Below are 25,634 nucleotides of genomic sequence, written 5' to 3' on the forward strand. Positions count from 1 at the left end.
GTGACTACTGTATTTCGTTGTTTTTGATCGATTTGTCTTTTTAGTTATATTTGGCTAAGCATAAAACCATATATTTATAAGCGTCCCGCTTGTTGTAGCGCCTGCTGCAAGATAACGCTGTCATCAAAATCATGACGGACACCGTTAATCTCTTGGTAAGTCTCATGACCTTTACCCGCAATAACGACAATGTCATTGGCACTGGCGTTACTCACTGCATACTCAATCGCTCGTTGGCGCGCAGGCTCGACATGCGTACGCTTATACTGCTCTTCATCCATACCAGATTGCATATTTTGCAAAATTATATTTGGATCTTCAGTGCGCGGATTGTCGGCAGTTAGAATAACTTGATCAGCACCGGACAACCCCGCTTGTGCCATTAATGGTCGTTTGCCTGCATCGCGGTCGCCGCCACAACCAAACACCGCCCATAGCTGGCCTTGGCAATGCGTTCTTAAGCTATCTAGCACTTGTGTCAACGCATCAGGAGTATGGGCGTAATCCACGATAAAGCATCCATTGGTCGATGGCACGCGCTGCATACGTCCAACTGCACCTTGTAACTGTGATACCAAACTGGCAATGCGCTCAAGGTTGATGCCTAATGCTACCGCTGCTGCTATTGCCGCCAGCAGGTTAGCCACATTAAAACGCCCTAACAAGGGGCTGATAATATTGACATTATTCACATCGTTACCCTGACTGTCACCTAGTACACTTCGTAAAGCAATTTTTACGCCTTGTAGACTAGGCTCAATCTTAGTAGCGACAAAATTAGCATCCTCTGCCCCATTATCAGCTTGCAAGCTGTATGTCCATACAGTCAGATTACTGGCTTTAGCTGTATTAAGCATCACGTTAGCATGCTCATCATCGATATTAATAATAGCGTGCGTTAAGGTTGGAAAGTGGGCTTTATCAAATAGCTTGGCTTTTGCAGCAACATACTCTGCCATATCTGCATGATAATCTAGATGATCTCGGCTTAGATTGGTATAAATGGCGACTTTTATGGGTACACCTTGCAAACGCTTTTGATCCAATCCATGCGAGCTGGCCTCAAGTGCTAGTAAGTCAACGTTTTGCTCACCCATATGATATAAAAACTGCTGCACTGCTAAGGCATCACCCGTGGTATGGCGGGCTTGTAACAATGCATCAAGCTTACCATTACCTGCTGTTCCCATGACCGCGCTATCGATACCAGCCAGCTGTGCTAATTGTGCGACAAGTTGACTGATCGTGGTCTTACCATTTGTACCTGTTACAGCGACGACTGTCGGCAGTGTTATGGGCTGCTGATATTGCAAACGTGCCTGTATCAAGCTCCCCAAAAAATGGCGAATATCAGGTACATACAGGATGGGACAAGGTAGTATAGCGGTATTACCAAATAGTGCTAATGGATTGATCTCTGAAAAAATAAGAGCAGCACGTTTGCCAGCTTGTAATAGATAATCTCGAATTTTTTGTGGGTCTTGACCTTGCTGTGTCTGACTCTTTAATAGTATAAACGCATCATTGTCAGCGACATGACGGCTATCCAAACACAATTTATTAAAAGCAGTATTCGCTATCGCTTCTGGATTTTTAGCATTGTCTATCATCTTTGATAATTGCTGCCCCAACGCATTATTATTACTTTTTATAAGTTGTTGCAACGTAACAGCGTCATAGGCTGATGAGGTCATGGGCAAATCCTAAACGATTGAGAAAATGAAAAATTAAGACATAGCAAACATGCATAAGGAATGCTTTGAAATAGCAGATGTCGTTTACAAATCACGAAAACGACACCTGTTTGCTTGGCTTATTCAGTTTGTAAAGGCTTATCTAAAGGCACATTATACAAGCGCAAAGCCTCTTTCATAACATTGTGAAAAACTGGAGCTGCAGTCAAGCCTGCATAAATCTGACTACGAGGGTCTTCGATCAAAACGACACCGACTAACTTTGGATTTGATGCAGGAGCCATGCCAGCAAATACGTTGCGATATTGGTCAGTATAATAGCCTCCATCTGGGTTAATCCGGCGCGATGTCCCTGTTTTGCCAGCGACGCGGTAACCATCAATAGCTGCCGCCTTTGCGGTACCACCTGGCTCTGTTACTGCCTCAAGCATCTTGACAATCGACATCGCTTGCTCATGTTCCATAATGCGCTTACTGGGCAATGGCTTATCAGTCTTAGTCAAAGTCAATGGATGCATGACACCGCCCGAGGCCAATGCTGCATAAGCCTGTGCTACTTGCGCAAGCGTCACTTGTAGGCCATAACCATAACTGACTGTCGCACGGCGGGCCGTTTCTTTTTCTTTTGGCGTAGTCACTAGACCTGCGCCCTCACCTGGGAATTTAAGCGGGGTTTTGGCCCCAAAGCCAAATTGTTTTTGCATATTGGTAATCGCATCAGGCGGTAGAGACAAGGCAATCTTAGTCGAAGCCACGTTACTCGATTTCTGTAGTAGCGTCGCCATATTAATCATACCTAGATTACGGTGATCGCGAATCGTATAACCACGGACGCGAATAGAACCGGGGTTGGTATCGATTAAAGAATTGGCAGTGTATTTACCAGAGTCTAACGCAGCAGCGACGGTAAAGGGTTTCATCACCGAACCTGGCTCAAAAACATCAAGTAGCGCCCGGTTGCGTTGGTTTTCACCAGTCATATCATTGAGATTGTTAGAGTTAAATGATGGCCATGTCGATAGCGCCAATACTTCACCAGTTTGTACATCGACCACCATACCAGTCGACCAACGTGCTTGCTGCAAGCGTCCTGCTTTCTCTAACTCTTTATAAAGCAGATACTGCAAACGCGAATCAATAGTCAACGCCACGTCCTGCCCTGCGATTTCTGGTTCGACTTGTTTGATTTCTCTTAAGCTATTTTGTTTGGCATCTTTTAACACCAAGACCTTGCCATCTTCCCCTGCCAATGTTTTTTCGTACTGACGCTCAATACCTGCACGACCTTCGTAACCACCCTCAGGATCGTTGGCATTTTGTCCCATAAACCCAAGCAATTGCGAATTGGGCTGCGGCTGCGGGTAATAACGCTGAAAAAAGTTTTTTTCGTAAACACCAGGAAAATCAAGCGAGCTAACACTTTGGGCAATCTCAGGGGTGACCTTATTTAGTAATGGCAAATAATGCGAGCCAGGGCCCGATGGAAGTGCCGCTTTTACCGCTTCCTCATCGGTGACGTCGATACTGTCATCAATGGCGACTGCTTTTTCAAGCTCACCAACTGGGATATTAGCGGCAGCCGCTAAGCGGGTTAAATCCATATTGTCTAAGCGTTTTTGCATACGCGCTTGTAGCTGCGGACTATCAGGATTGGCGATTTTTACACGATTGAGCTCATAGTATTCGCGCGCATAATCATGCGGACTAAACGACACAGTCGCAAGCGGAGCGCTGACTGCTAAAGGCAAATCGTTGCGATCAGTAATCATGCCGCGATAGGATTTTTGTGTACGCACGCTTGTGATAAGCTCATTGCCTTTATCTTGATAAAACTGTGCGTTAGCTACTTGTAGATAATAAGCGCGTGCTATTAATAAGCCTAATACGACTAAGGCAATGCCCCAAATAGTACGAAAACGGTTTTTGTCGTTTTCAAACCCTCCACGCGAGGAGGCGCCAGAGGCTTTGCTAAAAATGACTTTTTTGCGGTTTTTGACACTGGTGTAAGCGCCTTGATTGTCGTTGTTCTTCAGTCGTCCAAACAGCTTAGCAGAACGATTGTTCGTACCTGCTTTAGAAGATTTGGTGTTTGAAGTCTTATTGTCTGTTTTAGCAGTATTGGCACGGCGTAAAGGCTTAATGACTTTACCGCTGGCTGGTTTTTTGCTGGTATTTTTTGCATTTTTCTTGCCAGTGCTTTTTGGTTTTTTATCACTCATTGTCCTGCCTCCTCTGCTGGCACATCAGGAGACAAATCTGTAGAAGCTCTTGGTCCAATATCGTACGAGCCATTCTCAGCTGAGTCGGTTACCACTGGTTTCAATGCGGTAGCAACTCCTGGCTGAATAATTAGCTTGTCCTTTAGCGTTGGTGAATACATACCTAGCTCAGCAACTGCGCGACTAGCAATCTGCGGTGTGGCACTAAAGGTTTGCTGCTCAATGAGCAAACGTTGGTGTTCTACTTTTAGCTTACGCTCTTGTTTTTTCATGTCTTGCAAGGTTCTATAATCCTGATGATATTGCTGAACGTCTTCAGCCGTTTTGATACCGCTCCATACGATTGCACCTGCCAATAGCAACAGTACAACCATATAGATACTGACGACATTGAATCGACGCGCGAATAGTTCGCCAACATCGGTCGTATTGGACATAGCGGCGTGGCGGTTTGCAGGTTTGTCAGATATTGCCATGACGATCTCAAAAAGTGGGCTTGAAGTATAAAAGCGCTAACTGTTTTAGATTTACAAATAACTTATCAGCACTATCAATAAAACATAAAAACAAATATCTCAGTCAACTGACCAAAAAACAACCAAACGAAAAATTAACTGCTGAGCCTAGCAGACAATATTTACAGCTTTTTAACAGTGGCGTAGCGATTAACACATTCGCGCACTATTTAGATAAACATTAGCAACCATACGTGGTTTGTCCAATGATTTCACCTAAGGTTTAAGATGCATCTGTCTGCTGATAGGCTGTATCTGTACGTGTTGCCATTCGTAACCAAGCACTACGCGCGCGTGGATTGTGGCTGACCTCAGCTTTACTTGGACCGATACGTTTGGGCTTACTAAAATAACGTGGACGCTTGGGCGGCATCGGTAGATTCTCATCTTCTGGATACTGCCCTTTGCTATGGCGCTGCAAAAACTGCTTAATACGTCGATCTTCTAACGAATGAAAGCTAATGACTGCCAGCTGTCCTCCTGGCTTTAGGATCGGAATACTTTGTGCTAAGAAGTCATCGACATCGCCAAGCTCATTATTAATAAAGATGCGCATGGCTTGAAAGCTTTGCGTCGCTGGATGCTTACCGCGTTGCCAATTAGGGTGCGCAACTTTAATCACTTCTGCCAGCTCAAGTGTGGACTCATAGCTGTCCATCTGTTTGATAGCGCGCGCAATACGGCGACTATGACGCTCTTCGCCAAACTCATAAAGTACGTTAGCCAAAGTCTCATCATCGACTTGCTCGAGCCATTCGGCAACCGACTGGCCACGACTGGTATCCATACGCATATCGACCGCGCCATCGCGCATAAAACTAAAACCGCGGCTACCATCATCAATCTGCGGTGAGGAGATACCCAAATCCGCCATGAGCCCATCAACTTGAGTAATACCCAAATCCGCCAGACTGTCAGTCAACGTAGCGAAGCTATCATGAATGACCTGTACGCGGCTGTCTTCACTTGCAAGCTTACGAGCAACGTTAATCGCAGTCGGGTCTTTATCAAAGACAATCAGCTGAGCATCATCGGCAAGCTGACTTAATAGCAGCCTGCTATGACCGCCACGGCCAAAGGTCGCATCGACATAAATACCACTTAACTGTAAGCTGTTTTGATCATTACCATCTGTTTGTTTGGGTAAGGATTTTATCCCTAATACCGCAGCGACGGTCTCTTGCAGCAGCACCGCATCGTGCACAAAACTTGCGTCATCAACCATCGTATCATCTTGACTAAGTGCTTGAGTCGTTTGATCACTCTGCTGGTTGACCTCTTTAGTAGGGACGTTTTTCATAGAAGATGGGCTAACCATTGATTCAGACATTCCGGTATTAGAAGAAGGGTTGGCTTTGGTATCTGACTTAGATGTCGGTTTAGGTTTTGGCTTATATTTTGACAATGACACAAACAACTCAATAGATGACGACCACCAAGGCCAATAATTAGATAAAAATAAACAAGTTATGACTTATCTAGCGTTATTATCGCAAGGATACATCTGTAGTCAAGCGCTAGACGGCCTTTTCGTTAAAAATATCATGTCTCTCTGTTATACTAGCGCTATATTTTACGCTATTTTTCTACTTTAACTTCTATTCATTCTTATTTCTTACTCATTCTTATTTTTCATTGTCATTTTTTATCATAAACAACCTTTTTGAGAACTTTATCATGCAAACCTCTACTCAAACTACTCCTAACGGCTCGCGTCCTGTCCGTACTCGTATTGCGCCATCCCCGACTGGCTTTCCACATGTCGGTACTGCTTATATTGCGCTGTTTAACTTAGCGTTTGCTAAAGCGAATGGTGGTGAATTTATTTTGCGTATCGAAGACACCGACCAAACCCGCTCAACCGAACAGTCTGAACAAATGATTTTGGATGCACTACGCTGGGTCGGCCTGGACTGGAGCGAGGGGCCAGATATTGGTGGACCACACGCCCCCTATCGTCAAAGCGAGCGCAGCGATATTTATAAAGAACATGCGAACAAGCTATTAGATAACAATCATGCGTTTCGCTGTTTTTGTACTAGCGAGGAGCTAGATGCCATGCGCGCTGAACAAATGGCCAATGGCGAAACCCCGCGCTATGACGGGCGCTGTGCTCATCTTGCTCCCGAAAAAACTGAGCAACTGGTCAATGAAGGCAAACCAAACGTCATTCGTATGCGCGTGCCAACCGAAGGCGTCTGCCAAGTACATGACATGCTACGCGGTACTGTTGAGATTCCTTGGGCGCAAGTTGACATGCAAGTGCTACTAAAAACCGACGGCATGCCAACGTATCACCTTGCCAACGTCGTCGATGATCATTTGATGGACATCAGTCACGTGATGCGTGGTGAAGAATGGCTAAACTCAGCACCCAAGCATCAGCTGCTTTATGAATATTTTGGTTGGGAGATGCCGACCCTTTGCCACATGCCATTACTGCGTAACCCAGATAAATCAAAACTGTCGAAACGTAAAAACCCAACCTCTATCACTTACTACCGTGATGCTGGCGTACTACCTGAAGCGCTGCTCAACTATCTGGGCCGTATGGGCTACTCACTGCCTGACGACACCGAAAAGTTCACCTTAGATGAGATGATTGCCAGCTTTGATATCCAGCGTGTGTCACTTGGTGGGCCTATCTTCGATATCGAAAAGCTTAATTGGTTAAATAGCGAGTGGCTACGCGCGCTCACGCCTGAAGAGTTAAAAAACAAGATCCTCGATTGGGCCAGTGACAGCGATAAACTCACCGCTATCGCTGCTGCGATTCAGCCACGCATTGAGCTATTGTCTGATGCAGTCAATTGGGGCGGGTTTTATTTCCAGAACCTACCTGATATTAATGCAGAAAGCTTTACCCATAAATCGCTTGAGCCTGAGCAAATCATCGAGATGCTACAACTCGCCCTTTGGCAGCTAGAAACCTTGCCTACATGGACGGAGGCAAACATCTACGCCACGCTTAAAGGTCTTGCGGTGCACCTTGATATTAAGATGCGCGACTTTATGGCACCGTTCTTTATCGCTATTGCGGGTAGCACCTCATCGACGCCTGTTATGAATTCGATGGCGATTATCGGTGCTGATATGACCCTGACTCGCTTGCGTCATGCTGTTGATGTACTAGGCGGCCTCGGTAAAAAGAAACTTAAAAAGCTTGAGAAAAAATCAGCAGAGTTGCCGGACTTTTTAGCTGCTGCTGAAAATAGTTAAGATTTATTAAAAATAAGTCTTTAAGAACTGTTCAAGTTATCCTAATCAATATACGATTAGGATAGCTTTTTTTTGGTAAAATTTAATGGATATTTAAACCTTATGAGCATTACAGCCACTGTCTTAGCTACCTTATTAAAAGATCCTTTAACAAAGGCTTTCGGCTGGACGTTTAAAGAAGCATTGAAAGGTACTCGCAATCAAAAGATAGAAAATTCGCTCAAAACCCTTTCTACTAGAATAATTGAAGTAGTTAAGGTAAAAACTATATATAAAGGTGATGATAGCATTGATTTACATAAATTTTATGTGGCTACTAAGATAGATAAAATTCAGGGATCTGTTGACAACATATTAGATATAAGTAGCGAGTCGTTAGTTTTGGAAGGTACCGTAGGCCAGGGTAAATCTATTTTCATGCGTTACCTAACCTATCAGGAAGCCACAAAAGGTCAGAGAGTTCCTATTTTCTTTGAGTTAAGACGACTTGAAGACAGCCAGAGTCTAAAAGCGGCTATTAGTGATAAGATAAAAAACTGGATACCACTATTCAATGATGATGATTTTGAAAAATTTGCTAGTAGCGGTAGCTTAGTTTTATTTCTAGATGGTTTTGATGAAGTACCGTATGAAAAAGTTGGTAGGTTGATAAATGAGATTGAGGGTTGGTGTGAGCGTTATGAAGGTTTACAAATAGTTATTAGCTCTCGTCCAGAAGCCGATATTCAAAAATCTAACAGCTTTAGAGTTTTTAAATTCTCTGATTATACCTTACATGAACAAGATAAGTTAGTAGACAAGCTTGTAACAGAGGAAGAATCTAGAAACTTACTAAAAAAAGCTATTGAAGGTAGTACTACTGAAATACAAAATTTATTGACGACGCCACTGATGGTTACTTTGTTTGTAATGAATTACCGATCGAACTTAGAAATACCAACGAATCAAAGTGAGTTTTATAAAGAACTATTTTCTGTACTTATTTCTCGCCATGATAAGACTAAACCCGGCTATAAAAGAGGGTTGAGTAGTAATTTAACTGAAACTCAACTACGAGAAGTCTTTGAGGAGTTTTGCTTTACTACGTGTAATAACGACAAGCTTATTTTTAGCCATGCTGAAGTAATTGGATTTATAGATGATTGCTTAAAAAGACAGAGGATCGAGGTGAGCGCCGAAAAGGTGTTGGATGACTTCTCTAAAGTCATATGTTTATTACTGAAAGATGGTATTGACTACTCTTTTATACATAAAAGCATTCAAGAGTATTTTTATGCTAGCTTTGTTCATAAAAAACCTGAAAAAGCCAAAGAGAGATTTTACCTGAAACTACGGCAGATTTCTCAATTAGAAAAATATGCTCGTATGTCTAACATTACTAATTTTTTAGAAGAAAGCGATACATACAATTACTATAAACACTTCAAAACACCTGCACTGATTGAGTACATTGACTGCTACGAGATTACATCTCAAAGCAACTGTATAGTTAAAAATCTATATATTCAGCATGTCAAAGCAATGGGTTCTTTCTTTCGTCTGTATAATAAAGGAAAAATAATAACTACATTAGTGCTCTTAACACCTCCTCAGTTAAAAACATTGCTTAATTTTGTTAGCTTTATAGCAGACGAAGATGCTAAACCAGGTCATGGATTTAGTCTAACTAGTAATGAGCCCCCTTATGAGAACTTTCAAAGTTTAGAAGATTTTTTTGATAGAAAAACATTAGAATTGATTTACCAAAAATCTATCGTTATCGGTCGTGAGATATTGAAAACTAGACAAGAACTGAACGACTATATTAACAAAGCAGATGAAATAAATTTTGATTTATAACAAGTATCCCTGTATACAAGCGTGTAAATACAAACCTGAAACAGGTGTCGTAAGAGTAATATTTCTGTTAAATCTCTTAATTGGAACTAAACATGGCTGCCAAAACCGTCACGATAGAAAGCAAAGATTATGTCTTTAATACCCTGAAAGAAGCACAGAAATACTATAATGCCATCGTAAAAGAGCTTTTTGAGGCAAAGCTAACCCTAATAACAGGTCAAGACTTTGAAGATTTTAAATGGATATACAGCACGTACTGTGGCTACACCAAGCACAATCTGGATAAATTAAGCGAGTTTGACATCATTGGTATTAAAGGAATAAGGACGATCAGAGAAAAAGGTGGTCAATACACTCCCGCTGAATGCTGTGCGATTGTTTTTTCTGATGGTAGTGAAGAAGAGTTTTATACCGATAAAGCCCTAAAAGAGATCGCCGTCAAACAAAATCCATGCTATTTTGGCCTAAATTGGTAGAAAAAATAGCCCTAAACACTTTTTTTTATATTTTTATGAATTATTTTTAAAATAGCAGTTGACAACGTCGTCACTCTTACCTAAAATACGCACACTCTTAGCGAGGGGCTATAGCTCAGTTGGTAGAGCACTTGCATGGCATGCAAGGGGTCAACGGTTCGACTCCGTTTAGCTCCACCATACTATTTATAGCAAAGCTCAGTACTACTGAATTTTATAATAAATACTCGCTAGTAGGACGATATCAGCACCTAGGCAAGGCTTGCACTATTATTAATAGATAAGCACTCTGATATTGTGAAGTACCGTTATAACCACAGGTTATGACACTCTATGCGTCCCCATCGTCTAGAGGCCTAGGACACCGCCCTTTCACGGCGGTAACGGGGGTTCGAATCCCCCTGGGGACGCCACTATTCGGCGTCAATTATTAGCACTTTTACAAGCTTGTATTGGATTAGACTAATAATCGCTCCACTAAAAAGCCCATTCACAATTCGTTGTGAATGGGCTTTTTTTATGTCTGCTCAAAACGCATGTATAAAGACGCAGACTTATATCTAGTCTCAAAACCCTTTCCATTTGTACATATAAAAGAGTCTAAAAATATAAAATATTTACTTTGCAATCAATAGTTTAACTATGATAACGACAAAGTCACACAAGTTTACATTTAGCGGATTTGGTGACACAAATTAACACCCTTATACACAAAGTCAGTGTTTCTCTACTTAACGCTATTATGAATATATTCATCTATTAATTATGATTGCCTTGTACTTAATGAAGACTTTTACAAGCTTCTTTATAGAAATCAACAATAATGATATGCAAATTAGCGTTTAAATAACATGTGATAAGGAATTGTTATGTTACCTACCTATACGCCTCAACGTCGCCCTTCATGGCGCGGCGTGCTAGCAGGTCTTATTATGGGACTGCTCGTAGTCATGGCGATGATCGCTATCGCTTTAATCCTAAGCTCATTTATACCGTTTGACCTAAAAGGTACTAGTATTGCTGCTGGTATTTATGCTGCTATTACTGCCTTAGTCAGTGCTTATGTTGCAGGCTATTTTGCTATCAAATACTCTGCACCTGAAGCTTTATTCGGTGATGGTACAGATGTCGATCAAAAAGACGCTACGTTGACTGGTATGTTGACTGCTGCTCTAATTGTATTAGTAACCACGTTTTTCACTTTTAGTAGTGCAACTGGTATCCTAGCGACGGCTGGTAATGCTGTTGGTGGTACGGTTAGTACAGTAGCAAAAACTGCAGGTGGTGTAGCAGCAGCTGGTACATCAGCGGCAAGTACAGCAGCCATCGCTGCACCTGATAGTACTGTTACGCAGGTTCAGCAAAAAGCGCAAGAAGTTTATCAAACAGTATCTGGTAACATCAGCAAAGCTGATATCAGTGCTATGGTAGCCAAAAATACTCAAGACTTAAACGATCAACAAATCCAAGCGACGACTAATGTGTTGGATGAGATGATTAACGAAACCAAAAGTGATGTTACCGATATGGACTTCACGAGTATTGATACATGGCGTAATATTGATGAGTATGCAAAACAACGCATGGCATCTATTGAGCAGACATTAAAAGGTCCTGAGCTAATCAACCGCCTACAGCAAGAAGGATTAAGCGAAGCGCAAGCGACTGAAGTACGTTCAGAAGTAGTACAGTCATTTAATGAGTACAAAACACAAACTGAGCAATATATCGCGCAAGCCCAACAAACCGTTGATCAAAATTTACAACAAGCTGAAGATGTTGCTCGTAAAGCTGCCTTGTATAGTGGTCTATTTTGGTTAATCAGTACTATCTTAACTTTCATCGCTGCTACTATGGGTGCCAAAAGTGCTGCTACTAAGCACCGTTTAGACAAGCCTATTGTTACTTGGGGTGACAATGTTAGATAAGAGTATGTTAGATTATAGATCTAGTAAAACTGATTATTAGTCAATAGTACTTACCCATAATAAGCCCAATCACATACGATGATTGGGCTTGTTTTATGGCTATCATTTCTAAAATACTTCTTAGTTTTATTCTCACTACTTTATAATTACTCGCGCTATTGCCAACCTATCCAATGCTCGCTACTATCTACCCCATAAGTATTTTATACAATATAAAAATGCTCTAGGACGTATGAATTTTTAGAACCATCAAAGGGAAGTGATTGCGATGTTCGGTATCGAGAATTATCTAGGGTTTATTTTAGCGGCGATTTTGTTGAACCTGACACCTGGCACAGATAGCATGTATATCATCACTCGCAGCGTCTCACAAGGGAACAAAGCTGGTTTCTATTCTGTACTGGGCATTGTCACTGGAATACTAGTGCACACGGTATTGGCGGCATTAGGACTATCAATCATTTTAGCCAACTCTCCACTAGCATTTACTATTGTTAAATATATTGGTGCCACCTACTTATGCTACTTAGGGGTCAAGATGCTCACGCAAAAGACGGACTCTGTCATAGCAAAAGGCTTACCCATTAATAACAAGGCCGCGCCAGCAAAGCGACTTGATTACGGCAAAATATATCAGCAAGGCGTCTTAACCAATACCTTTAATCCAAAAGTCGCGCTATTCTTCCTGGCCTTTTTTCCGCAGTTTATTGATCCTAACTATACTTATAGCGCATTATCATTTCTGATTTTGGGTTTGAGTTTTGCTATTACTGGTTTCATATGGTGCTTATGCTTGGCACTACTGGCGTCAAGATTTAGTAAAAAGTTACGCGAAAACCCAGCGATTGAGACTATCTTGAATAAGATCAGTGGCGCGGTGTTTATTGGCTTGGGGATTAAGTTGTTGACTGAAAAAGAATAAAAAGTTTTGAAAGATAAAAACGGTAAGTCTATGAGTTTTATAAAGCTGTTTTCGGGCGCTCTCGGCATTGTTGTATTGATAAGCTGTATTTACCTTATCAATGACAGTACGGTCACGGTTGATTCAGTTGCTTGTGACGCCTCTAATAACAATGATATTGTTTTATACGGTGCTGTGTGGTGCCCTTATTGTGAGCAGACTAGAGAGTTGCTTGCCTCGCATAATGTAGACTATTGCGAATATGATATCGAGCGCTCGGCTGAAGGCTTTCGACAATACGAAAGTCTCGGCGGTGGCGGCGTGCCTTTGCTGATGTTTAATGATGAATTGATTCGAGGCTATAATAAACCTGAGATTGAATGGCATGTGCAGAATCAGTAATTGTGTTTAACTTACTTCTTTTCTTTGCAAGATTATAAGACAGTACGAAAAGCTGTTAAACATATATTAGATTTTAAGGATACTTTATGCCTAGAAAACAAAGATCGTTAAACCAAGTAAAAGAAGATATATCTTTTAGAGTTTTAAGAGAAAAATTACCTGAAGAATGGGTTGTTCACAGTTATGGGTCTGATTACGGGATCGATTGTGTCATCGAGCTTTTCGACTTTATAAACGACGATAGAAAATTAGCTGAAACGCTTGGTGAGAACTTATTTATTCAGCTAAAATCATCAGACTGCATCGAATATGCTACTAGAAAAGCTTATAGTCGCGGAAATGTAACAAAGGGAAAGTTATCTGAAAACAAGAATGACTATGTTGAAATTGAAGTTGCTAAATTCCAATTAGATATGTCTGACATATTAACAGTCCAATCTATGGGTATAGCAATTCCAGTTTTATTGATACTAGTAGATACTGAATCAGAAAGAGCTTTTTATGTTTGCCTTAACGATTATATTGATAAAGTGCTTATACCAGAAGATTACGATTACGCTTCTAAGAAATCAAAGGTAATTTATATTCCTATTGCTAACGAAGTTTTAGATCAGGAGAATGCACTTCTAGCATTAAGAGCATACGGCAAACGTTCAAAAATGTATGGTGCATTTTCCTTATTTAATTACCAACTAGAAGAAATTCGTCGCCTGCAGGATAGAGCTAACATACCTACTGATTTATCTTTTGAAAATGAATTAAACATGATAAGAACTTTTGTCGATATAGCATTAAGACAAGATATATGGTCTGGTCACGAATTCTGGAAACTAATGGAGTGGAGCTATAAAGAGCTACTGACAGTTAAAGAAGAACTGAATCAAGGTGTAGAAAATAAAGATTATCACCAGTTTTTGGTATATTGCTTGAGTCATGTCTGGCATCGATTGAACAACTTATCGAGTATGTACGAGGAACTCGTCAGAGAGTGGTTTTTACCCACGTATTTTGCAATGTTGACCTCGTACCCTCCGAAAGAAGATACTTAGCTAGCTGAAAAAATCTAATAACCGCATATTTTGTAAGACGAATGCTTACTGAAATCAAAAACAACTATAAAGTAATCACATAATAAAAAAGCCCACTCATTGCGAATGGGCTTTTCATTATCTAAACTCTAATCAACCATTACGCAGCGTCTTTGCTATCAGCCGCTAGCTGACGTAACACATAGTGCAATACGCCACCATGACGCACGTATTCGCGCTCTTTTGGTGTCTGCAAGCCGACATTGACCTCAAAGGTTTCGGTCGAGCCATCAGCACGGGTAGCAGTGACTTGAGCGGTTTTGCTCTCGCCATTGTTTAGGCCGGTGATGCTAAGTACTTCAGAGCCATCAAGCTTGTAAGTGTCTGCATTCTCGCCGTCTTTAAAGGTCAGCGGCAATACACCCATACCGACGAGATTTGAGCGGTGAATACGTTCAAACGAGGTGGTCAATACTGCTTTGACACCCAGTAAGATCGTACCTTTTGCTGCCCAGTCACGGCTCGAGCCTGAGCCATACTCTGCCCCGCCGAGGACGACGAGCGGACGCTTATCTTCTTTATACTTCATCGCTGCATCATAGATAGCCATTTCTTCGCCATCTTGTAGCGTTGACTTATCATCTTTGAAGTAGTAGGTATAGCCACCCTCTTTGCCGCCCATCATCTGGTTTTTGATACGGATATTGGCAAAGGTACCACGGGTCATGACTGCATCATTACCACGGCGTGAGCCATAGCTATTGAAGTCTGCTTCCATGACACCGCGCTCTTGCAAGTATTTACCTGCTGGTGAGTTTGGATCAATATTACCCGCAGGTGAGATATGGTCGGTGGTGATTGAGTCACCAAATAGACCTAAGATACGCGCGCCTTCGATATCAGGGATACCTTCTGGCTCCATGGTCATACCATCAAAGAACGGTGGGTTTTTGATGTACGTTGAGCCTTCATCCCATGGATATAGCTGACTATCGGCTGAGCTAATCGCGTTCCATTCTTTACTACCGTCGAACACTTCACCATAGTTTTTACGGAACATATCAGCATCGATGTTATTGGCAATCAGCTCGTTGATCTCATCTGACGTCGGCCAAATGTCTTTTAAGTACACATCGTTGCCTTCTTGGTCTTGACCAAGCGGCTGGGTGGTTAAGTCGATATCAACCGTACCTGCCAGCGCGTAAGCGACGACTAATGGTGGCGACGCCAAATAGCTTGCCTTGACGTGTGAGTGAATACGACCTTCAAAGTTACGGTTACCAGAGAGTACTGCAGCCGCAACTAAGTCGTTTTCTTCGATACCTTGCTCGATACTTTCAAGCAATGGTCCTGAGTTACCGATACAAGTGGTACAACCATAACCGACGAGATAAAAGCCTGTTTTTTCTAGCTCATCCATCAGTTTGGTTTTTTCTAAGTAATCCGTCACCACTTTTGATCCTGGTGCTAATGAGGTTTTGACCCAAGGTCTTGCTTTTAGACCTTTTGCCGCTGCTTTCTTGGCGACCAGTCCAGCACCGAGCATCACCGCTGGGTTTGAGGTGTTGGTACAAGAGGTAATCGCAGCGATGACAACTGCGCCATCACGCAGGTTATATTGCTCATCATTGATATCAACGATACTACAGAAGTTACCGTCCTCATCGCAATTTTTAGGTTTAGCCGCCAAGTCTTTGGCTTGCTCTTGCTCACCACCTTCTTGATCAAAGCGTACCTTGCCTTCGACTTCTGCCTGACGGTCTTTGGTCATTTTCTCAAGCGTTTCGCCGAATTTTTCGTGCATATCAGATAGGTTGATACGCTGCTGCGGTAGGTTAGGGCCTGCCAGTGCTGGCTGGACAGAGGACAGATCAAGCTCTAGCTTACTTGAGTAGGTCGCCGCTGGCGTATTAGCATCGTGCCATAAGCCTTGCGCCTTGGCATATTTTTCGACCAGCTCAATTTGCGCTTCGTCACGACCTGATAGACGCAGATAGTCAATCGCCATTTGGTCAATCGGGAAGATACCACAAGTCGCGCCATATTCTGGCGACATATTAGCAATCGTCGCCCGATCCGCAAGCGGCATTTGATGTAGGCCTTCACCGTAAAATTCGACAAACTTACCTACCACGCCATGCGCCCGTAGCATCTCAACCACACGCAATACTAAATCCGTCGCGGTGACGCCTTCTCTGAGTTTGCCTGTCAGCTCAAAACCAACCACTTGCGGAATGAGCATCGAAGACGGCTGACCAAGCATCGCCGCTTCAGCTTCGATACCACCAACACCCCAGCCAAGCACACCGATACCATTAATCATCGTGGTGTGACTGTCGGTACCAAACACCGTGTCAGGATAGGCCGTCAGTTCGCCATCGACATCTGCTGCCATGACTACGCGCGCAAGATACTCTAGGTTGACTTGGTGCACGATGCCGGTCGCTGGTGGAACGACGACAAAGTTTTCAAAGGCATTTCGGCCCCAATGGAGAAACTCATAACGCTCATTATTACGCTTAAACTCAATCCTCTCATTCAGATCCAGCGCATCTTCGCGGCCATAAGCATCCACTTGTACCGAGTGGTCGACAACTAGCTCACTAGGGATAAACGGGTTAATTTGCTCAGCGCGTCCGCCAAGCTCTACTACCGCATCACGCATCGCTGCCAGATCAACGACTGATGGTACACCAGTAAAATCTTGCAGCACCACGCGGGCCGGCATAAAGGCAATCTCTTTTGAGGCCTCAGCGCCAGCGTCCCAGTTGGCCACTGCTTCGATGTGGTTTTTGCCGACAGACTGACCATCGTCTTCATTACGCAATAGGTTCTCTAGTACGACTTTCATACAGTATGGTAGCGTATTGATATTGTCGTAAGTCTCGGCAAGTTTGGGCAAGCTATAATAGGCATGCTCTTTGCCATCGACTGAAATGGTGTCTTTTACATTAAAGATATCACTCATGGTAGCTTCCTTATCGTTGTTATAAATCCTGAACACAAATTATCATGAACTTATGGTTTTGAATGGTGGCTAAACAGTTTATTGATTTATTAAATAAATACTGTGTCAAAGTAGGCACTAAAAACAACACGCACTAAAGACATTCGACACTAAAAAATAATGCAGGGTAATACCCTAAAGCAATCGACTATAAGTTTTAATTAACACAAGCTGTAAAGGTATTTTTAAAACTTAATATCAACTTGTTTTTACCATAACAAATATTAAAGCCTTTGTTAACGCTTAGACGTAGTCAAATCGTGGCACAATCGTAACCGTAACAATGTGTTAGCGGGTTATTAATAAGGGGTTAGAAAAATTCGTTTTTATTATTTTTTGCGGCGACCACTACGAAAGACAAATGGATCATCATAAAAATTAGGATCTTTATTTTCAGCCCAAAAATGCGGCACGCCTAAAATAGGCAGTGGCGATAAATGACGCGGTGTGACTTCATCCTTTGATAATAATTCATTCATATAATCAGCCAATTTATCATCCAAAAAGGCGATGCGCTGCTGCGTTGACAAGGCAAAGAAATCTTGGCTAACGTTGATGACCACACTATGCGCGCACAAGGGCTTACGCGGTGCTATTAATTGCTCAAGAAGGGCATGACCAAAAATATAAACCGCCGCTTGCGCCTTTGGACTAGGACTTATAGGGTCATCCCACTGCGCGCGGGGCTGTACCAAACTGCCCTGCCAGTCAAAGCCAATCAACGCCTCACCAATGCTAGGATTGGCGGTGACCAAAACCGCGCCGTTTTCATCAAACACAGTGATGGTATCGCGGACGCGGCCCCGACTGGCACCGACCCCTTGCTGCTCAATTTCAAGCATATGGTAGTGGTTTAGCAGGGCTTTGGTCTTAGGAAAAGTCAGCCAAATACTGCCGTTAAATAAGTCGTGTAAGTTATCACGCGTCGGGATATTGCCCTTACTGCCGATAAAGCTTTCGTAAGCCTCGCCCTCTGGCAACGCATCTTGTGAGACAAACTGTAAAGTCTGCGCCTTATGGTTATATACAGGCTTGGTGTGTGGCAGTCGCTGCTGCAAGGCTGCTGCCTGCTGATGCAATGCGGTATTTAATACTTTAGCAATGATGTCTGGCGTGTTTTGGGTACGGCTGATATCAAGGACTTGAGTCTCAGGAGCAGAGCTTTTAGTATTAGCGCACTTAATGCTCAAGCCTTTTGTCGCACTGAGCTGAGTAATAGTTTGACTAATAGCATCTAACTGCTGCACATGACCAAGCCACGGCGCGCGCCAGTCAATCTGAGCAAAGCTGTCATCAAGTCTGCTGGCAACTATGGCTGACGTCTGTACAGACGAATCGTTTGGCAAAGGCTTGTCAAAACGCGCATCTAAACGATGCAAAGGAGGCAGATTACTGGCAGTCATATCAAACTATCTCTCATGGGCGATGGGCGGCTTATGGTATCATGGTGCGCTTTTTTACGGCTAGACGGGCAGCTCGAAACGATGTTTTCGCGCGCTATTTATTGATGAGTTTTTATGGCAAATTTTAACACCCACTTAAATGTTGCATTTATGGTCAGCGGTACACTGAGCTTAACGGTCTATAAAGCGGGGCTGGTTGATGACTCTGGGTTTTTGATGTGTGCGGCGCTCGGTACCATCGGCGGCCTCTTGCCAGACTTGGATTCGGATCACTCAACACCAATTAAGCTTGGCTTTAACCTCATCTCTTTTGTCTTCGCTTTTGGGCTGGTGATGCATTGGCGCAGCGAGCTGAGTTTATTGGCATTGATGGTATTGTGGCTGGCAGGCTATGGATTTATGCGTTATGTAGTATTTCATATCTTCACCACGATGACGGTGCATCGCGGCGTCATCCATTCTGTGCCTTATATGGCGATATTGGGATTAGCGCTGACGTATTTAAGCCATGATATTTTGCACCTGCCCTTAACGGTGAGCTGGTTGTATGGTTTGTTTTTATTTGGCGGCGCGATGGTGCATTTGGCCCTAGATGAATTATATAGCGTCAATTTGTCCAATATGAAAATGAAGCGCTCATCGGGTACGGCGATGAAGTTTTATCAACATAAAGACAAATGGTGGTATTTGCTGCTGTACGTTATTTTGGCGTTATTAGTATATATAGCGCCGCCGTTTGACGCCTTTTGGCAGCAGGTCAGTGATCCTGCAGCTTGGGCAAAGCTTAAGCTCGGTCTATGGCCAGAATTGATAAAAGGCTGGCTAAGTTAAGGCCGCCTCTACCAGCAAAAAATGATAAATAATGAGAGTACACTATGTCGACTTCTGCCGCCCTCCAAACCTGCCCTTGCCAAATCAACCCCGCGTCAGAAACCACCACCGCGCCCCTACTTTATAAAGACTGCTGTCAGCCTTATCATGACAGCGTTTTAAATAAAGAAGCAGATGACATCAAGGCAGAAACGGCGGAGCGTCTGATGCGCACGCGTTATAGTGCTTTTGTCTTAGTTAAGCCAGAATACATCGTCAGAACCACCTTACCCGCCCAGCAAAGCTTGCTAGATGTGACAGCAATTGAGGAATGGGCCACTAAGACCGATTGGACAGGATTAGAGGTTGTAGAACACAGAGCAAAACTTGGCAAACGGCACGCGCAGGTTGAATTTAAAGCTTATTTTAGAACGCCTGATGGCTTGCAAGCGCATCATGAGTTGTCTGCCTTTGTAAAGGTAGCGAATAAAGCCGATCATGATACGCGTTGGTATTTTCTCGACCCGACCATTCCTATGTCTGTCGCCCAAAAGCAGCCGTGTATTTGCAGCTCGGGTGAGAAGTTTAAGCGTTGTTGTGGATTATATAGTTAATTCACTGTAAAACCGATACAGTGCAGCTGGTATGAATTTTGCGCAGCATCTGTCAGCGTAGACACAGCAAGCAAGGAAAATTTGTACCAGTTGCACGTTGATATGAGCATATCGATCTTATTTCGAACTGACTATATCTGTAGCTGATATTGACGATGCGCCAACTCTAAACACTCGCCCCTACCGCACGTGCCACTGCAATCCCTTCGTCAATGGTCAAAAACTTACGCTGACTTGGGCTGTCTTTATAAATAATCTCACCCTCAGAGAATATCAAGCATTCATTGACCGCCAACTGTTGCCATTTTTCGTTTTCAGTCAATGGCACGGTCACCAAAATCGTCACCTTATCGGTATCGGTGGTGACATCGCTAAAGTTAATCGCCAAGTCATCGTCTGCCAGTTTCGCTTCGCCAAATGGCGCTTGGCGGGTGAGATAAAACAATAAGCTGCCGGCATAAGCCAATTGCCAGCGGCCGTTTGAGATTAGACAATTAAACAAGCCATTGGCCGATAAATAACGGCACTGAGTGGTCAAAAAGTTAAACAGCGTCTGGTCGTCAGGACGGGTTTTAAAAGTGCTTTTTAAGCGATTGACCAGATAACAAAACGCCATTTCTGAGTCGGTGCTGCCAACAGGTTGGCAGTGCGAGGCGTTGCCATTGTCTTGCAGACGCTGACAGCGCTTGATAAATTCACTATTCATCTGCCCGTTGTGGGCAAATACCCACTGCTCGCCCCAGACTTCGCGAACGAAAGGATGGGTATTTGCCAGACAGTTTTGTCCCTGCGTGGCTTTACGAATGTGGGCGATGACATTCATGGCCTTAATCGGGTAGTTGTTGACTAAATCTGCCACTGGCGACAGATGGCTTGGGCGATTGTCATGAAACAAGCGTAGTCCCGTTGAGTCGTTTGCCGTCTCGCCATTGTTGGTGCAGTCGCTACGTTCAAAAAAAGCAATACCAAAACCATCCTCATGGCTATCAGTCATACCGCCGCGACGACGAAACCCTGCAAAGCTAAACCCAATATCGGTTGGGGTATTACAGTTCATTCCTAAGAGTTGACACATTTATGCTTTACCGCCTTTATTACTTTGATTGTCTAAGCTGTTTTTATTTTCTTCGATACCCTGATTGTCTTGTGTCGCTGTTGTAATACCAAGCTCTGCATCGCTCATATTATCTAGCAAAACTTCGCCAGCAGTGTCGGTATCGATACTGTCCAAGATACGTCTGGCATGGGCCAGCTCAGTATCTTGTATCCACAGCACAATACCTGAATTCATCCCTGGCATCGCGCTTAGCGGCTGCAAGGACACAGTGATGCCATTATTACGCAGTAGATTGGCATGCAGCTCACCTTGCATATTGGTGTCATAGCGTGCCAGCTTATGCCAGTTATCAACTTGATCGGTCATAGGGTCACCTCTGTGGTTTGGATGCAAAAAATGGTATTGAGCAGAAAAAACTTACGCCAATTGATCGAGCGTATATTCTTTGATGCTCAACTCACGACGATTACGTAAAGTAGCACGTGCTTGCTCAGCGTGGGTGATATCACTAAATACGCCAATGATTTGCTTGTCGCTCTTATCATTTGATAATACAAATACCGTCTTTTGCGCTTTTTCAACATGCGCCCAATGATAAGCCGCTAAGCGCTTCATGAGGTCAGGATTTTTGACCATGATGTTGTCGCCAGTCCGACCTTCGGTACGGTTATAGTGAATGACATTAAGACGCAAAAGCCAAAAAATCACCGCTGCTTTGGCAAGCATAACAGGTAATGCACGCTTTTCATCACGGTTTAGCGTGCGTTTTGACTCATATCCTTCTAAAAACGCTGCCATCTTACGACGATCAAAGTGTACCAGCTCGCCTTGCTCAGCATCGCCCCACGTGGTACAAAAATCATTGATGGTAATGGCGATATCCATCACATAGTGCTCGACACTCACCTCAGTAAAATCTAATAGACCTGTTAACTTTTCCTGCCCTTTAGTCAAGTCCCATAGCGTATTGTCAGCAAACATATCGAGATGACACAAGCCTTTTGGCAAGTCGGTCAGGGGTAGGTTTGAGTAAGCTTGCCAAATATCGCGCATGAGCTTGGCTTCATCGCCTGGCATAAACTGCATTTCACGGTCGCGCACCTCGCTCCACGGATAGAGGGGCACGCCGTAATCTTGTGCAGGTTGTAGCGCTTGCAAAGTCTCATGCAGCATCGCTAACGCCGCGCCGATCTCATGACACATCGCAGGCGTGGTCTCTTGCGGATGCGCGCCAGACAAGCACGGCACCAAGGTGATCGCCTTGTCTTCATAATGAATGACATAGCGTTTTTCCGTATCATCATTATCATCAGCACCTAATTCTAACAGCGCCAACGGGGCAGCGACTGGCAGCTTGCCATCTAGTTGGTTTAATATCACCGCCATTTTTTCGATGTCTTCTGGCGGGCGCTCTTCAAACAAGGTAAACACATAAGCGTGCGCGCCATCGACATCGTCTGTCGTTTGAATAAACCAGTTAGAGTTTTTGATGCCTTGGGTAATCGGAATGGCACGGGCGAACGACACGCCAAAACGTTGGCAAAAGGCGGCAAATTGATCATCAGTTAACTGGGTATAGACGGACATGACATCTCACTTTGGCAATTGGATAAGAAGATAAATAGAATAAATCTGGACGCTAATGACAATAATCGTCCCGCGCATCAGCAAACCATCATAAAAAGCATAATAATCTTGTGAAAACCTGCCTGATATGGCAGCGATTTTGCTAGACTAGCGCTTATGGTTGAATTGATTATAAGGTGAAAGACCCTATGTTAGCAAAGCGTATCATTCCTTGTTTGGACGTGGACAATGGCCGCGTGGTCAAAGGCGTACAGTTTGTCGATATTAAAGACGCTGGCGACCCTGTCGAAGTGGCGCAGCGCTACAACGAACAAGGCGCTGATGAGATTACTTTTTTGGATATTACTGCCACCAGCGATGAGCGTGATACCACTTATCATACTGTCGAGCGTATGGCGGAGACGGTGTTTGTCCCCTTAACTGTTGGCGGCGGCGTGCGCAAAATTGCTGATATTCGTAACCTGCTCAATGCTGGCGCGGACAAGGTGGCGATTAACTCAGCAGCAGTTTTCACGCCTGAGTTCGTCGGAGAGGCGGCGCAAAAATTTGGCAATCAATGTATCGTCGTCGCTATCGATGCCAAACGTGTGGCTGATATAGAGGTGGACGGCATCCTCACCCCGCGCTGGGAGATTTTTACCCATGGCGGGCGCAAACCGACTGGCATTGATGCTGTCGCTTGGGCAAGCAAGATGGCCGATCTGGGTGCTGGCGAGTTACTCGTTACTTCGATGGACGGTGACGGCACCAAAAAAGGCTATGATTTGGCGCTGATGCGTGAGATTACCCGCCGCGTTAATATCCCCGTTATTGCTTCAGGCGGCGTGGGTAACCTGCAACATTTGGCCGAAGGCGTCCTAGAAGGCGGCGTCGATGCGGTGCTGGCTGCCAGTATCTTTCACTTTGGCGAATACACCGTATCGGAGGCCAAAGCCTATATGGCAGCACAAGGCATATCCATGCGCCTGTAATACGCTTGTAAAATACAAACGCCTTGACAAAAAATGTTATCATAGCGCTACTTATTTATTTTTGTCAGTTAACTATTGAAAACAATCGAGATTTTATACAAAAATTTTGCTTAAAATGCTACTTACTCAAAGGATTCTCTTATGTCAAACTTACAGCAGCAGCGCAATGACATCACCCATATCGATGGCAACTTACACCAAAACGAAGAGGCCCGTATCGGTATCGTCGTTGGCCGTTTTAATGGGTTTGTCGTTGAGTCATTAGTCGACGGTGCTATCGATGCCCTACTACGTCATGGCGTATTGGGCAGCAACATCACTGTGATTCGTGTACCAGGTGCCTTTGAGCTACCCCTTGTCGCCCAGCGTGCCGCTGAGTCTGATCGTTTTGATGCCATCATTGCGCTAGGCGCGATCATCCGTGGTAGCACGCCACATTTTGACTTTGTCGCTAGCGAGTCTGCAAAGGGTCTTAGCAGCGTTGCGATTGATTATAATATCCCTGTCGCCAACGGCGTCATCACCACCGATAGTATTGAGCAGGCGATTGAGCGCTCGGGCACCAAAGCGGGTAACAAAGGCTCGGAAGCAGCGATGGTGGTGCTTGAGATGCTAGCGGTTTTATCACAATTAGATGTTGATGATGACTATGATAGTAGTGATGACGCTTAAGCTTTTTTAAAAAGCCATCACTTTATTTTGATACAAGCGTTATTTACTTTATTTGTGTAGGCTGGGTTATCACTATTAACCCAGCGCAAGCTATAATGCTCAAAACGACAATGCTAGAAAAATAGTACTAAAAACGACAATCAGCTTAAATGCTGGGACAAAACCCTAGCGCATGGCTGTTTATACGGTACTGAGAACCGTACAGAGAATCACATTTTTTAACAGCGTTTATTTTGTTGTTTCGAACATAACTCAATTTATTGCTAAAAACTCGACTGGCATCGCCCGCCAGCCGATTACTATTTAACATTTTTATGCTCTTTAAACCTAGGTATTGACCCCCTATGACTGACCAACTCAAGCGCGCCATTAACGCTGCAAAAACCGCACAAGCCAATGACGAACAAGCTGAAGCGACTCGTATCGCAAGCAGCAGTGCTGGTGAGCAAACCTTTGATATGAGTGAGTCTTCTTATAAGACCAGCCATACCGCTGTGCGCAAAGCCAGACGTTTTGCCATGCAAGGCCTATACGAATGGCTGGTCACCGACCGCCGTTTCGATATAGACGGCAAGCTTGGCTGGAAGGACAATGCGCCGCACGATATCGCTGCCCGTACCCGTGCGACCAACGCCATGCATACCGTCCATATTGGCTACTATCATGAAATGATGCGTGATATTCCAGAGCAAATCGAAGCGCTAGATGCGCTTATTAGTCAGCATCTCGATCGCGGCATCGACAAATTAGATACCGTTGAGCATGCTATTTTATTGATTGGTGCTTATGAGCTACAACACCGCTTAGAGATTCCATATAAAGTGGTATTGGATGAAGCGATGAAGCTTAACAATCATTTTGGTGCTACTGACGCGCATAAGCTGATTAATGCGGTACTTGATAAAATGGCTACCGAGCTACGTGCCATCGAAGTGCAAGCAGACAGCAAAGCCAGTCGTCGCCCTTCTCAAACAGCAGACCAATCAGATAAGCCAAAAGCACAGAGCATCGATAGCAATAAAGACGCGGCGCAAACTGCTACGGATGACACGCCAACAGCGTCAAGCAAACCGCGTATCAGCGCCAATAATGCCACTGTCAAACGTGAGCGTTCTAATAAAGCTCGAGCAAATATTAATGAGTTTAATACCAGCAAAAAGCAGCGTATGGAACAAAGCAGCGCGCAAACACATGACGATACTGAAAGCAAGCCTGTAGCAGGCAGTACCTCAGCCGATGTTGGGCTACATGACTCAAACCTTGTCAATCCAGACGAAAAAAGTAAAGATTAG

At 43.8% G+C, this 25,634-nt stretch carries 21 protein-coding genes and 2 tRNA genes; 14 read left to right on the top strand and 9 right to left on the bottom strand.

Translation table 11 applies throughout. The annotated features are described in order from the left end of the window. Positions 1-74 precede the first annotated feature (74 nt). From Q0895_RS09105 to rsmH, 4 genes are all read right to left on the bottom strand, one after another. Positions 75-1,694 carry a UDP-N-acetylmuramoyl-L-alanyl-D-glutamate--2,6-diaminopimelate ligase gene (locus Q0895_RS09105; protein WP_299188007.1) on the bottom strand — a complete coding sequence of 540 codons (1,620 nt, stop codon included), beginning with the start codon at positions 1,692-1,694 and terminating at the stop codon, positions 75-77. A gap of 119 nt (positions 1,695-1,813) precedes the next feature. Next, positions 1,814-3,913, bottom strand: a complete 2,100-nt coding sequence (locus Q0895_RS09110) for a penicillin-binding protein 2 (protein WP_299188009.1) — start codon at positions 3,911-3,913, stop codon at positions 1,814-1,816. Then, positions 3,910-4,389 carry a cell division protein FtsL gene (locus tag Q0895_RS09115; RefSeq protein ID WP_299188011.1) on the bottom strand — a complete coding sequence of 160 codons (480 nt, stop codon included), beginning with the start codon at positions 4,387-4,389 and terminating at the stop codon, positions 3,910-3,912. The genes Q0895_RS09110 and Q0895_RS09115 overlap by 4 nt, the downstream gene beginning before the upstream one ends. 262 nt (positions 4,390-4,651) lie before the next feature. Next, the gene (gene rsmH, locus Q0895_RS09120; protein ID WP_299188144.1) at positions 4,652-5,653 is read right to left on the bottom strand and encodes a 16S rRNA (cytosine(1402)-N(4))-methyltransferase RsmH; all 1,002 of its coding nucleotides are present in this window, start codon (positions 5,651-5,653) and stop codon (positions 4,652-4,654) included. Positions 5,654-6,102: 449 nt separating this feature from the next. On the opposite strand from rsmH, the gene gltX reads away from it, so the two are divergent. The 9 genes from gltX (at position 6,103) to Q0895_RS09165 (ending at position 14,242) form a co-directional block, all read left to right on the top strand. Further along, positions 6,103-7,647: a glutamate--tRNA ligase gene (gene gltX, locus Q0895_RS09125; protein ID WP_299188146.1), complete on the top strand. Its 1,545-nt coding sequence runs from the start codon at positions 6,103-6,105 to the stop codon at positions 7,645-7,647. Between the two features lie 102 nt (positions 7,648-7,749). Further along, positions 7,750-9,486 (top strand): NACHT domain-containing protein, encoded by a 1,737-nt coding sequence (locus Q0895_RS09130; RefSeq protein ID WP_299188014.1) that lies wholly within the window; start codon positions 7,750-7,752, stop codon positions 9,484-9,486. Positions 9,487-9,578: 92 nt separating this feature from the next. Next, entirely contained in the window at positions 9,579-9,962 is a 384-nt protein-coding gene (locus Q0895_RS09135; protein WP_299188017.1) for a hypothetical protein, read from the top strand. A gap of 104 nt (positions 9,963-10,066) precedes the next feature. Next, positions 10,067-10,142 (top strand) — tRNA-Ala (locus Q0895_RS09140). A 157-nt stretch (positions 10,143-10,299) separates the two neighbouring features. Then, positions 10,300-10,375, top strand: a tRNA-Glu gene (locus Q0895_RS09145). A 456-nt stretch (positions 10,376-10,831) separates the two neighbouring features. After that, the gene (locus Q0895_RS09150; RefSeq protein WP_299188020.1) at positions 10,832-11,890 is read left to right on the top strand and encodes a hypothetical protein; all 1,059 of its coding nucleotides are present in this window, start codon (positions 10,832-10,834) and stop codon (positions 11,888-11,890) included. A gap of 268 nt (positions 11,891-12,158) precedes the next feature. After that, the gene (locus tag Q0895_RS09155) at positions 12,159-12,812 is read left to right on the top strand and encodes a LysE family translocator (RefSeq protein WP_299188023.1); all 654 of its coding nucleotides are present in this window, start codon (positions 12,159-12,161) and stop codon (positions 12,810-12,812) included. Between the two features lie 30 nt (positions 12,813-12,842). Continuing rightward, on the top strand, positions 12,843-13,193 hold the full coding sequence (locus Q0895_RS09160; RefSeq protein ID WP_299188026.1) for a glutaredoxin family protein: 351 nt from the start codon (positions 12,843-12,845) through the stop codon (positions 13,191-13,193). Between the two features lie 86 nt (positions 13,194-13,279). Then, positions 13,280-14,242, top strand: coding sequence for a DUF4365 domain-containing protein (locus Q0895_RS09165; RefSeq protein WP_299188029.1), 963 nt, complete (start codon positions 13,280-13,282; stop codon positions 14,240-14,242). A 139-nt stretch (positions 14,243-14,381) separates the two neighbouring features. On the opposite strand, the gene acnA is transcribed toward Q0895_RS09165, so the two are convergent. Together acnA and Q0895_RS09175 are read right to left on the bottom strand one after the other, a co-directional pair. Beyond that, a complete protein-coding gene (gene acnA / locus Q0895_RS09170) occupies positions 14,382-17,189 on the bottom strand; it encodes an aconitate hydratase AcnA (RefSeq protein ID WP_299188031.1) in 2,808 nt (935 codons plus the stop codon). Positions 17,190-17,557: 368 nt separating this feature from the next. Continuing rightward, on the bottom strand, positions 17,558-18,631 hold the full coding sequence (locus tag Q0895_RS09175; RefSeq protein WP_299188033.1) for a DUF3025 domain-containing protein: 1,074 nt from the start codon (positions 18,629-18,631) through the stop codon (positions 17,558-17,560). A 114-nt stretch (positions 18,632-18,745) separates the two neighbouring features. Here Q0895_RS09175 and Q0895_RS09180 point away from each other — a divergent pair, with 114 nt between their 5' ends. Further along, entirely contained in the window at positions 18,746-19,462 is a 717-nt protein-coding gene (locus Q0895_RS09180; protein WP_299188035.1) for a metal-dependent hydrolase, read from the top strand. A 44-nt stretch (positions 19,463-19,506) separates the two neighbouring features. Beyond that, complete coding sequence (locus tag Q0895_RS09185; protein WP_299188037.1) at positions 19,507-20,055, top strand: YchJ family protein; 549 nt, start codon at positions 19,507-19,509, stop codon at positions 20,053-20,055. A 166-nt stretch (positions 20,056-20,221) separates the two neighbouring features. Here the strand turns inward: Q0895_RS09185 and Q0895_RS09190 are convergent, their stop codons facing one another. From Q0895_RS09190 to Q0895_RS09200, 3 genes are read right to left on the bottom strand one after another with little or no spacing between them, the layout of a single operon-like run. Then, positions 20,222-21,130: a class II glutamine amidotransferase gene (locus Q0895_RS09190; protein ID WP_299188039.1), complete on the bottom strand. Its 909-nt coding sequence runs from the start codon at positions 21,128-21,130 to the stop codon at positions 20,222-20,224. Continuing rightward, positions 21,131-21,478, bottom strand: coding sequence for a hypothetical protein (locus tag Q0895_RS09195; protein WP_299188042.1), 348 nt, complete (start codon positions 21,476-21,478; stop codon positions 21,131-21,133). It lies immediately after the preceding gene. 51 nt (positions 21,479-21,529) lie between these two features. Beyond that, positions 21,530-22,699 carry a homoserine kinase gene (locus tag Q0895_RS09200; RefSeq protein ID WP_299188045.1) on the bottom strand — a complete coding sequence of 390 codons (1,170 nt, stop codon included), beginning with the start codon at positions 22,697-22,699 and terminating at the stop codon, positions 21,530-21,532. Positions 22,700-22,887: 188 nt separating this feature from the next. On the opposite strand from Q0895_RS09200, the gene hisF reads away from it, so the two are divergent. The 3 genes from hisF to nusB all read left to right on the top strand — a co-directional run bounded on the left by hisF (position 22,888) and on the right by nusB (position 25,634). Beyond that, positions 22,888-23,670 (top strand): imidazole glycerol phosphate synthase subunit HisF, encoded by a 783-nt coding sequence (hisF, locus tag Q0895_RS09205; protein ID WP_299188048.1) that lies wholly within the window; start codon positions 22,888-22,890, stop codon positions 23,668-23,670. A gap of 141 nt (positions 23,671-23,811) precedes the next feature. After that, the gene (gene ribE, locus Q0895_RS09210) at positions 23,812-24,342 is read left to right on the top strand and encodes a 6,7-dimethyl-8-ribityllumazine synthase (RefSeq protein WP_299188051.1); all 531 of its coding nucleotides are present in this window, start codon (positions 23,812-23,814) and stop codon (positions 24,340-24,342) included. 344 nt (positions 24,343-24,686) lie between these two features. Beyond that, positions 24,687-25,634, top strand: coding sequence for a transcription antitermination factor NusB (gene nusB, locus Q0895_RS09215; RefSeq protein WP_299188053.1), 948 nt, complete (start codon positions 24,687-24,689; stop codon positions 25,632-25,634).

This window comes from uncultured Psychrobacter sp., from assembly GCF_947495825.1.
Classification (GTDB): domain Bacteria; phylum Pseudomonadota; class Gammaproteobacteria; order Pseudomonadales; family Moraxellaceae; genus Psychrobacter.

Excerpts from the sequence above, each read along its gene's own strand:
- Q0895_RS09105 (WP_299188007.1), bottom strand. The coding sequence starts at position 1,694 with ATGACCTCATCAGCCTATGACGCTGTTACGTTGCAACAACTTATAAAA.
- Q0895_RS09110 (WP_299188009.1), bottom strand. The coding sequence starts at position 3,913 with ATGAGTGATAAAAAACCAAAAAGCACTGGCAAGAAAAATGCAAAAAAT.
- Q0895_RS09115 (WP_299188011.1), bottom strand. The coding sequence starts at position 4,389 with ATGGCAATATCTGACAAACCTGCAAACCGCCACGCCGCTATGTCCAAT.
- rsmH (WP_299188144.1), bottom strand. The coding sequence starts at position 5,653 with ATGGTTGATGACGCAAGTTTTGTGCACGATGCGGTGCTGCTGCAAGAG.
- Q0895_RS09130 (WP_299188014.1), top strand. The coding sequence starts at position 7,750 with ATGAGCATTACAGCCACTGTCTTAGCTACCTTATTAAAAGATCCTTTA.
- Q0895_RS09135 (WP_299188017.1), top strand. The coding sequence starts at position 9,579 with ATGGCTGCCAAAACCGTCACGATAGAAAGCAAAGATTATGTCTTTAAT.
- Q0895_RS09150 (WP_299188020.1), top strand. The coding sequence starts at position 10,832 with ATGTTACCTACCTATACGCCTCAACGTCGCCCTTCATGGCGCGGCGTG.
- Q0895_RS09155 (WP_299188023.1), top strand. The coding sequence starts at position 12,159 with ATGTTCGGTATCGAGAATTATCTAGGGTTTATTTTAGCGGCGATTTTG.
- Q0895_RS09160 (WP_299188026.1), top strand. The coding sequence starts at position 12,843 with ATGAGTTTTATAAAGCTGTTTTCGGGCGCTCTCGGCATTGTTGTATTG.
- Q0895_RS09165 (WP_299188029.1), top strand. The coding sequence starts at position 13,280 with ATGCCTAGAAAACAAAGATCGTTAAACCAAGTAAAAGAAGATATATCT.
- acnA (WP_299188031.1), bottom strand. The coding sequence starts at position 17,189 with ATGAGTGATATCTTTAATGTAAAAGACACCATTTCAGTCGATGGCAAA.
- Q0895_RS09175 (WP_299188033.1), bottom strand. The coding sequence starts at position 18,631 with ATGACTGCCAGTAATCTGCCTCCTTTGCATCGTTTAGATGCGCGTTTT.
- Q0895_RS09180 (WP_299188035.1), top strand. The coding sequence starts at position 18,746 with ATGGCAAATTTTAACACCCACTTAAATGTTGCATTTATGGTCAGCGGT.
- Q0895_RS09185 (WP_299188037.1), top strand. The coding sequence starts at position 19,507 with ATGTCGACTTCTGCCGCCCTCCAAACCTGCCCTTGCCAAATCAACCCC.
- Q0895_RS09190 (WP_299188039.1), bottom strand. The coding sequence starts at position 21,130 with ATGTGTCAACTCTTAGGAATGAACTGTAATACCCCAACCGATATTGGG.
- Q0895_RS09195 (WP_299188042.1), bottom strand. The coding sequence starts at position 21,478 with ATGACCGATCAAGTTGATAACTGGCATAAGCTGGCACGCTATGACACC.
- Q0895_RS09200 (WP_299188045.1), bottom strand. The coding sequence starts at position 22,699 with ATGTCCGTCTATACCCAGTTAACTGATGATCAATTTGCCGCCTTTTGC.
- hisF (WP_299188048.1), top strand. The coding sequence starts at position 22,888 with ATGTTAGCAAAGCGTATCATTCCTTGTTTGGACGTGGACAATGGCCGC.
- ribE (WP_299188051.1), top strand. The coding sequence starts at position 23,812 with ATGTCAAACTTACAGCAGCAGCGCAATGACATCACCCATATCGATGGC.
- nusB (WP_299188053.1), top strand. The coding sequence starts at position 24,687 with ATGACTGACCAACTCAAGCGCGCCATTAACGCTGCAAAAACCGCACAA.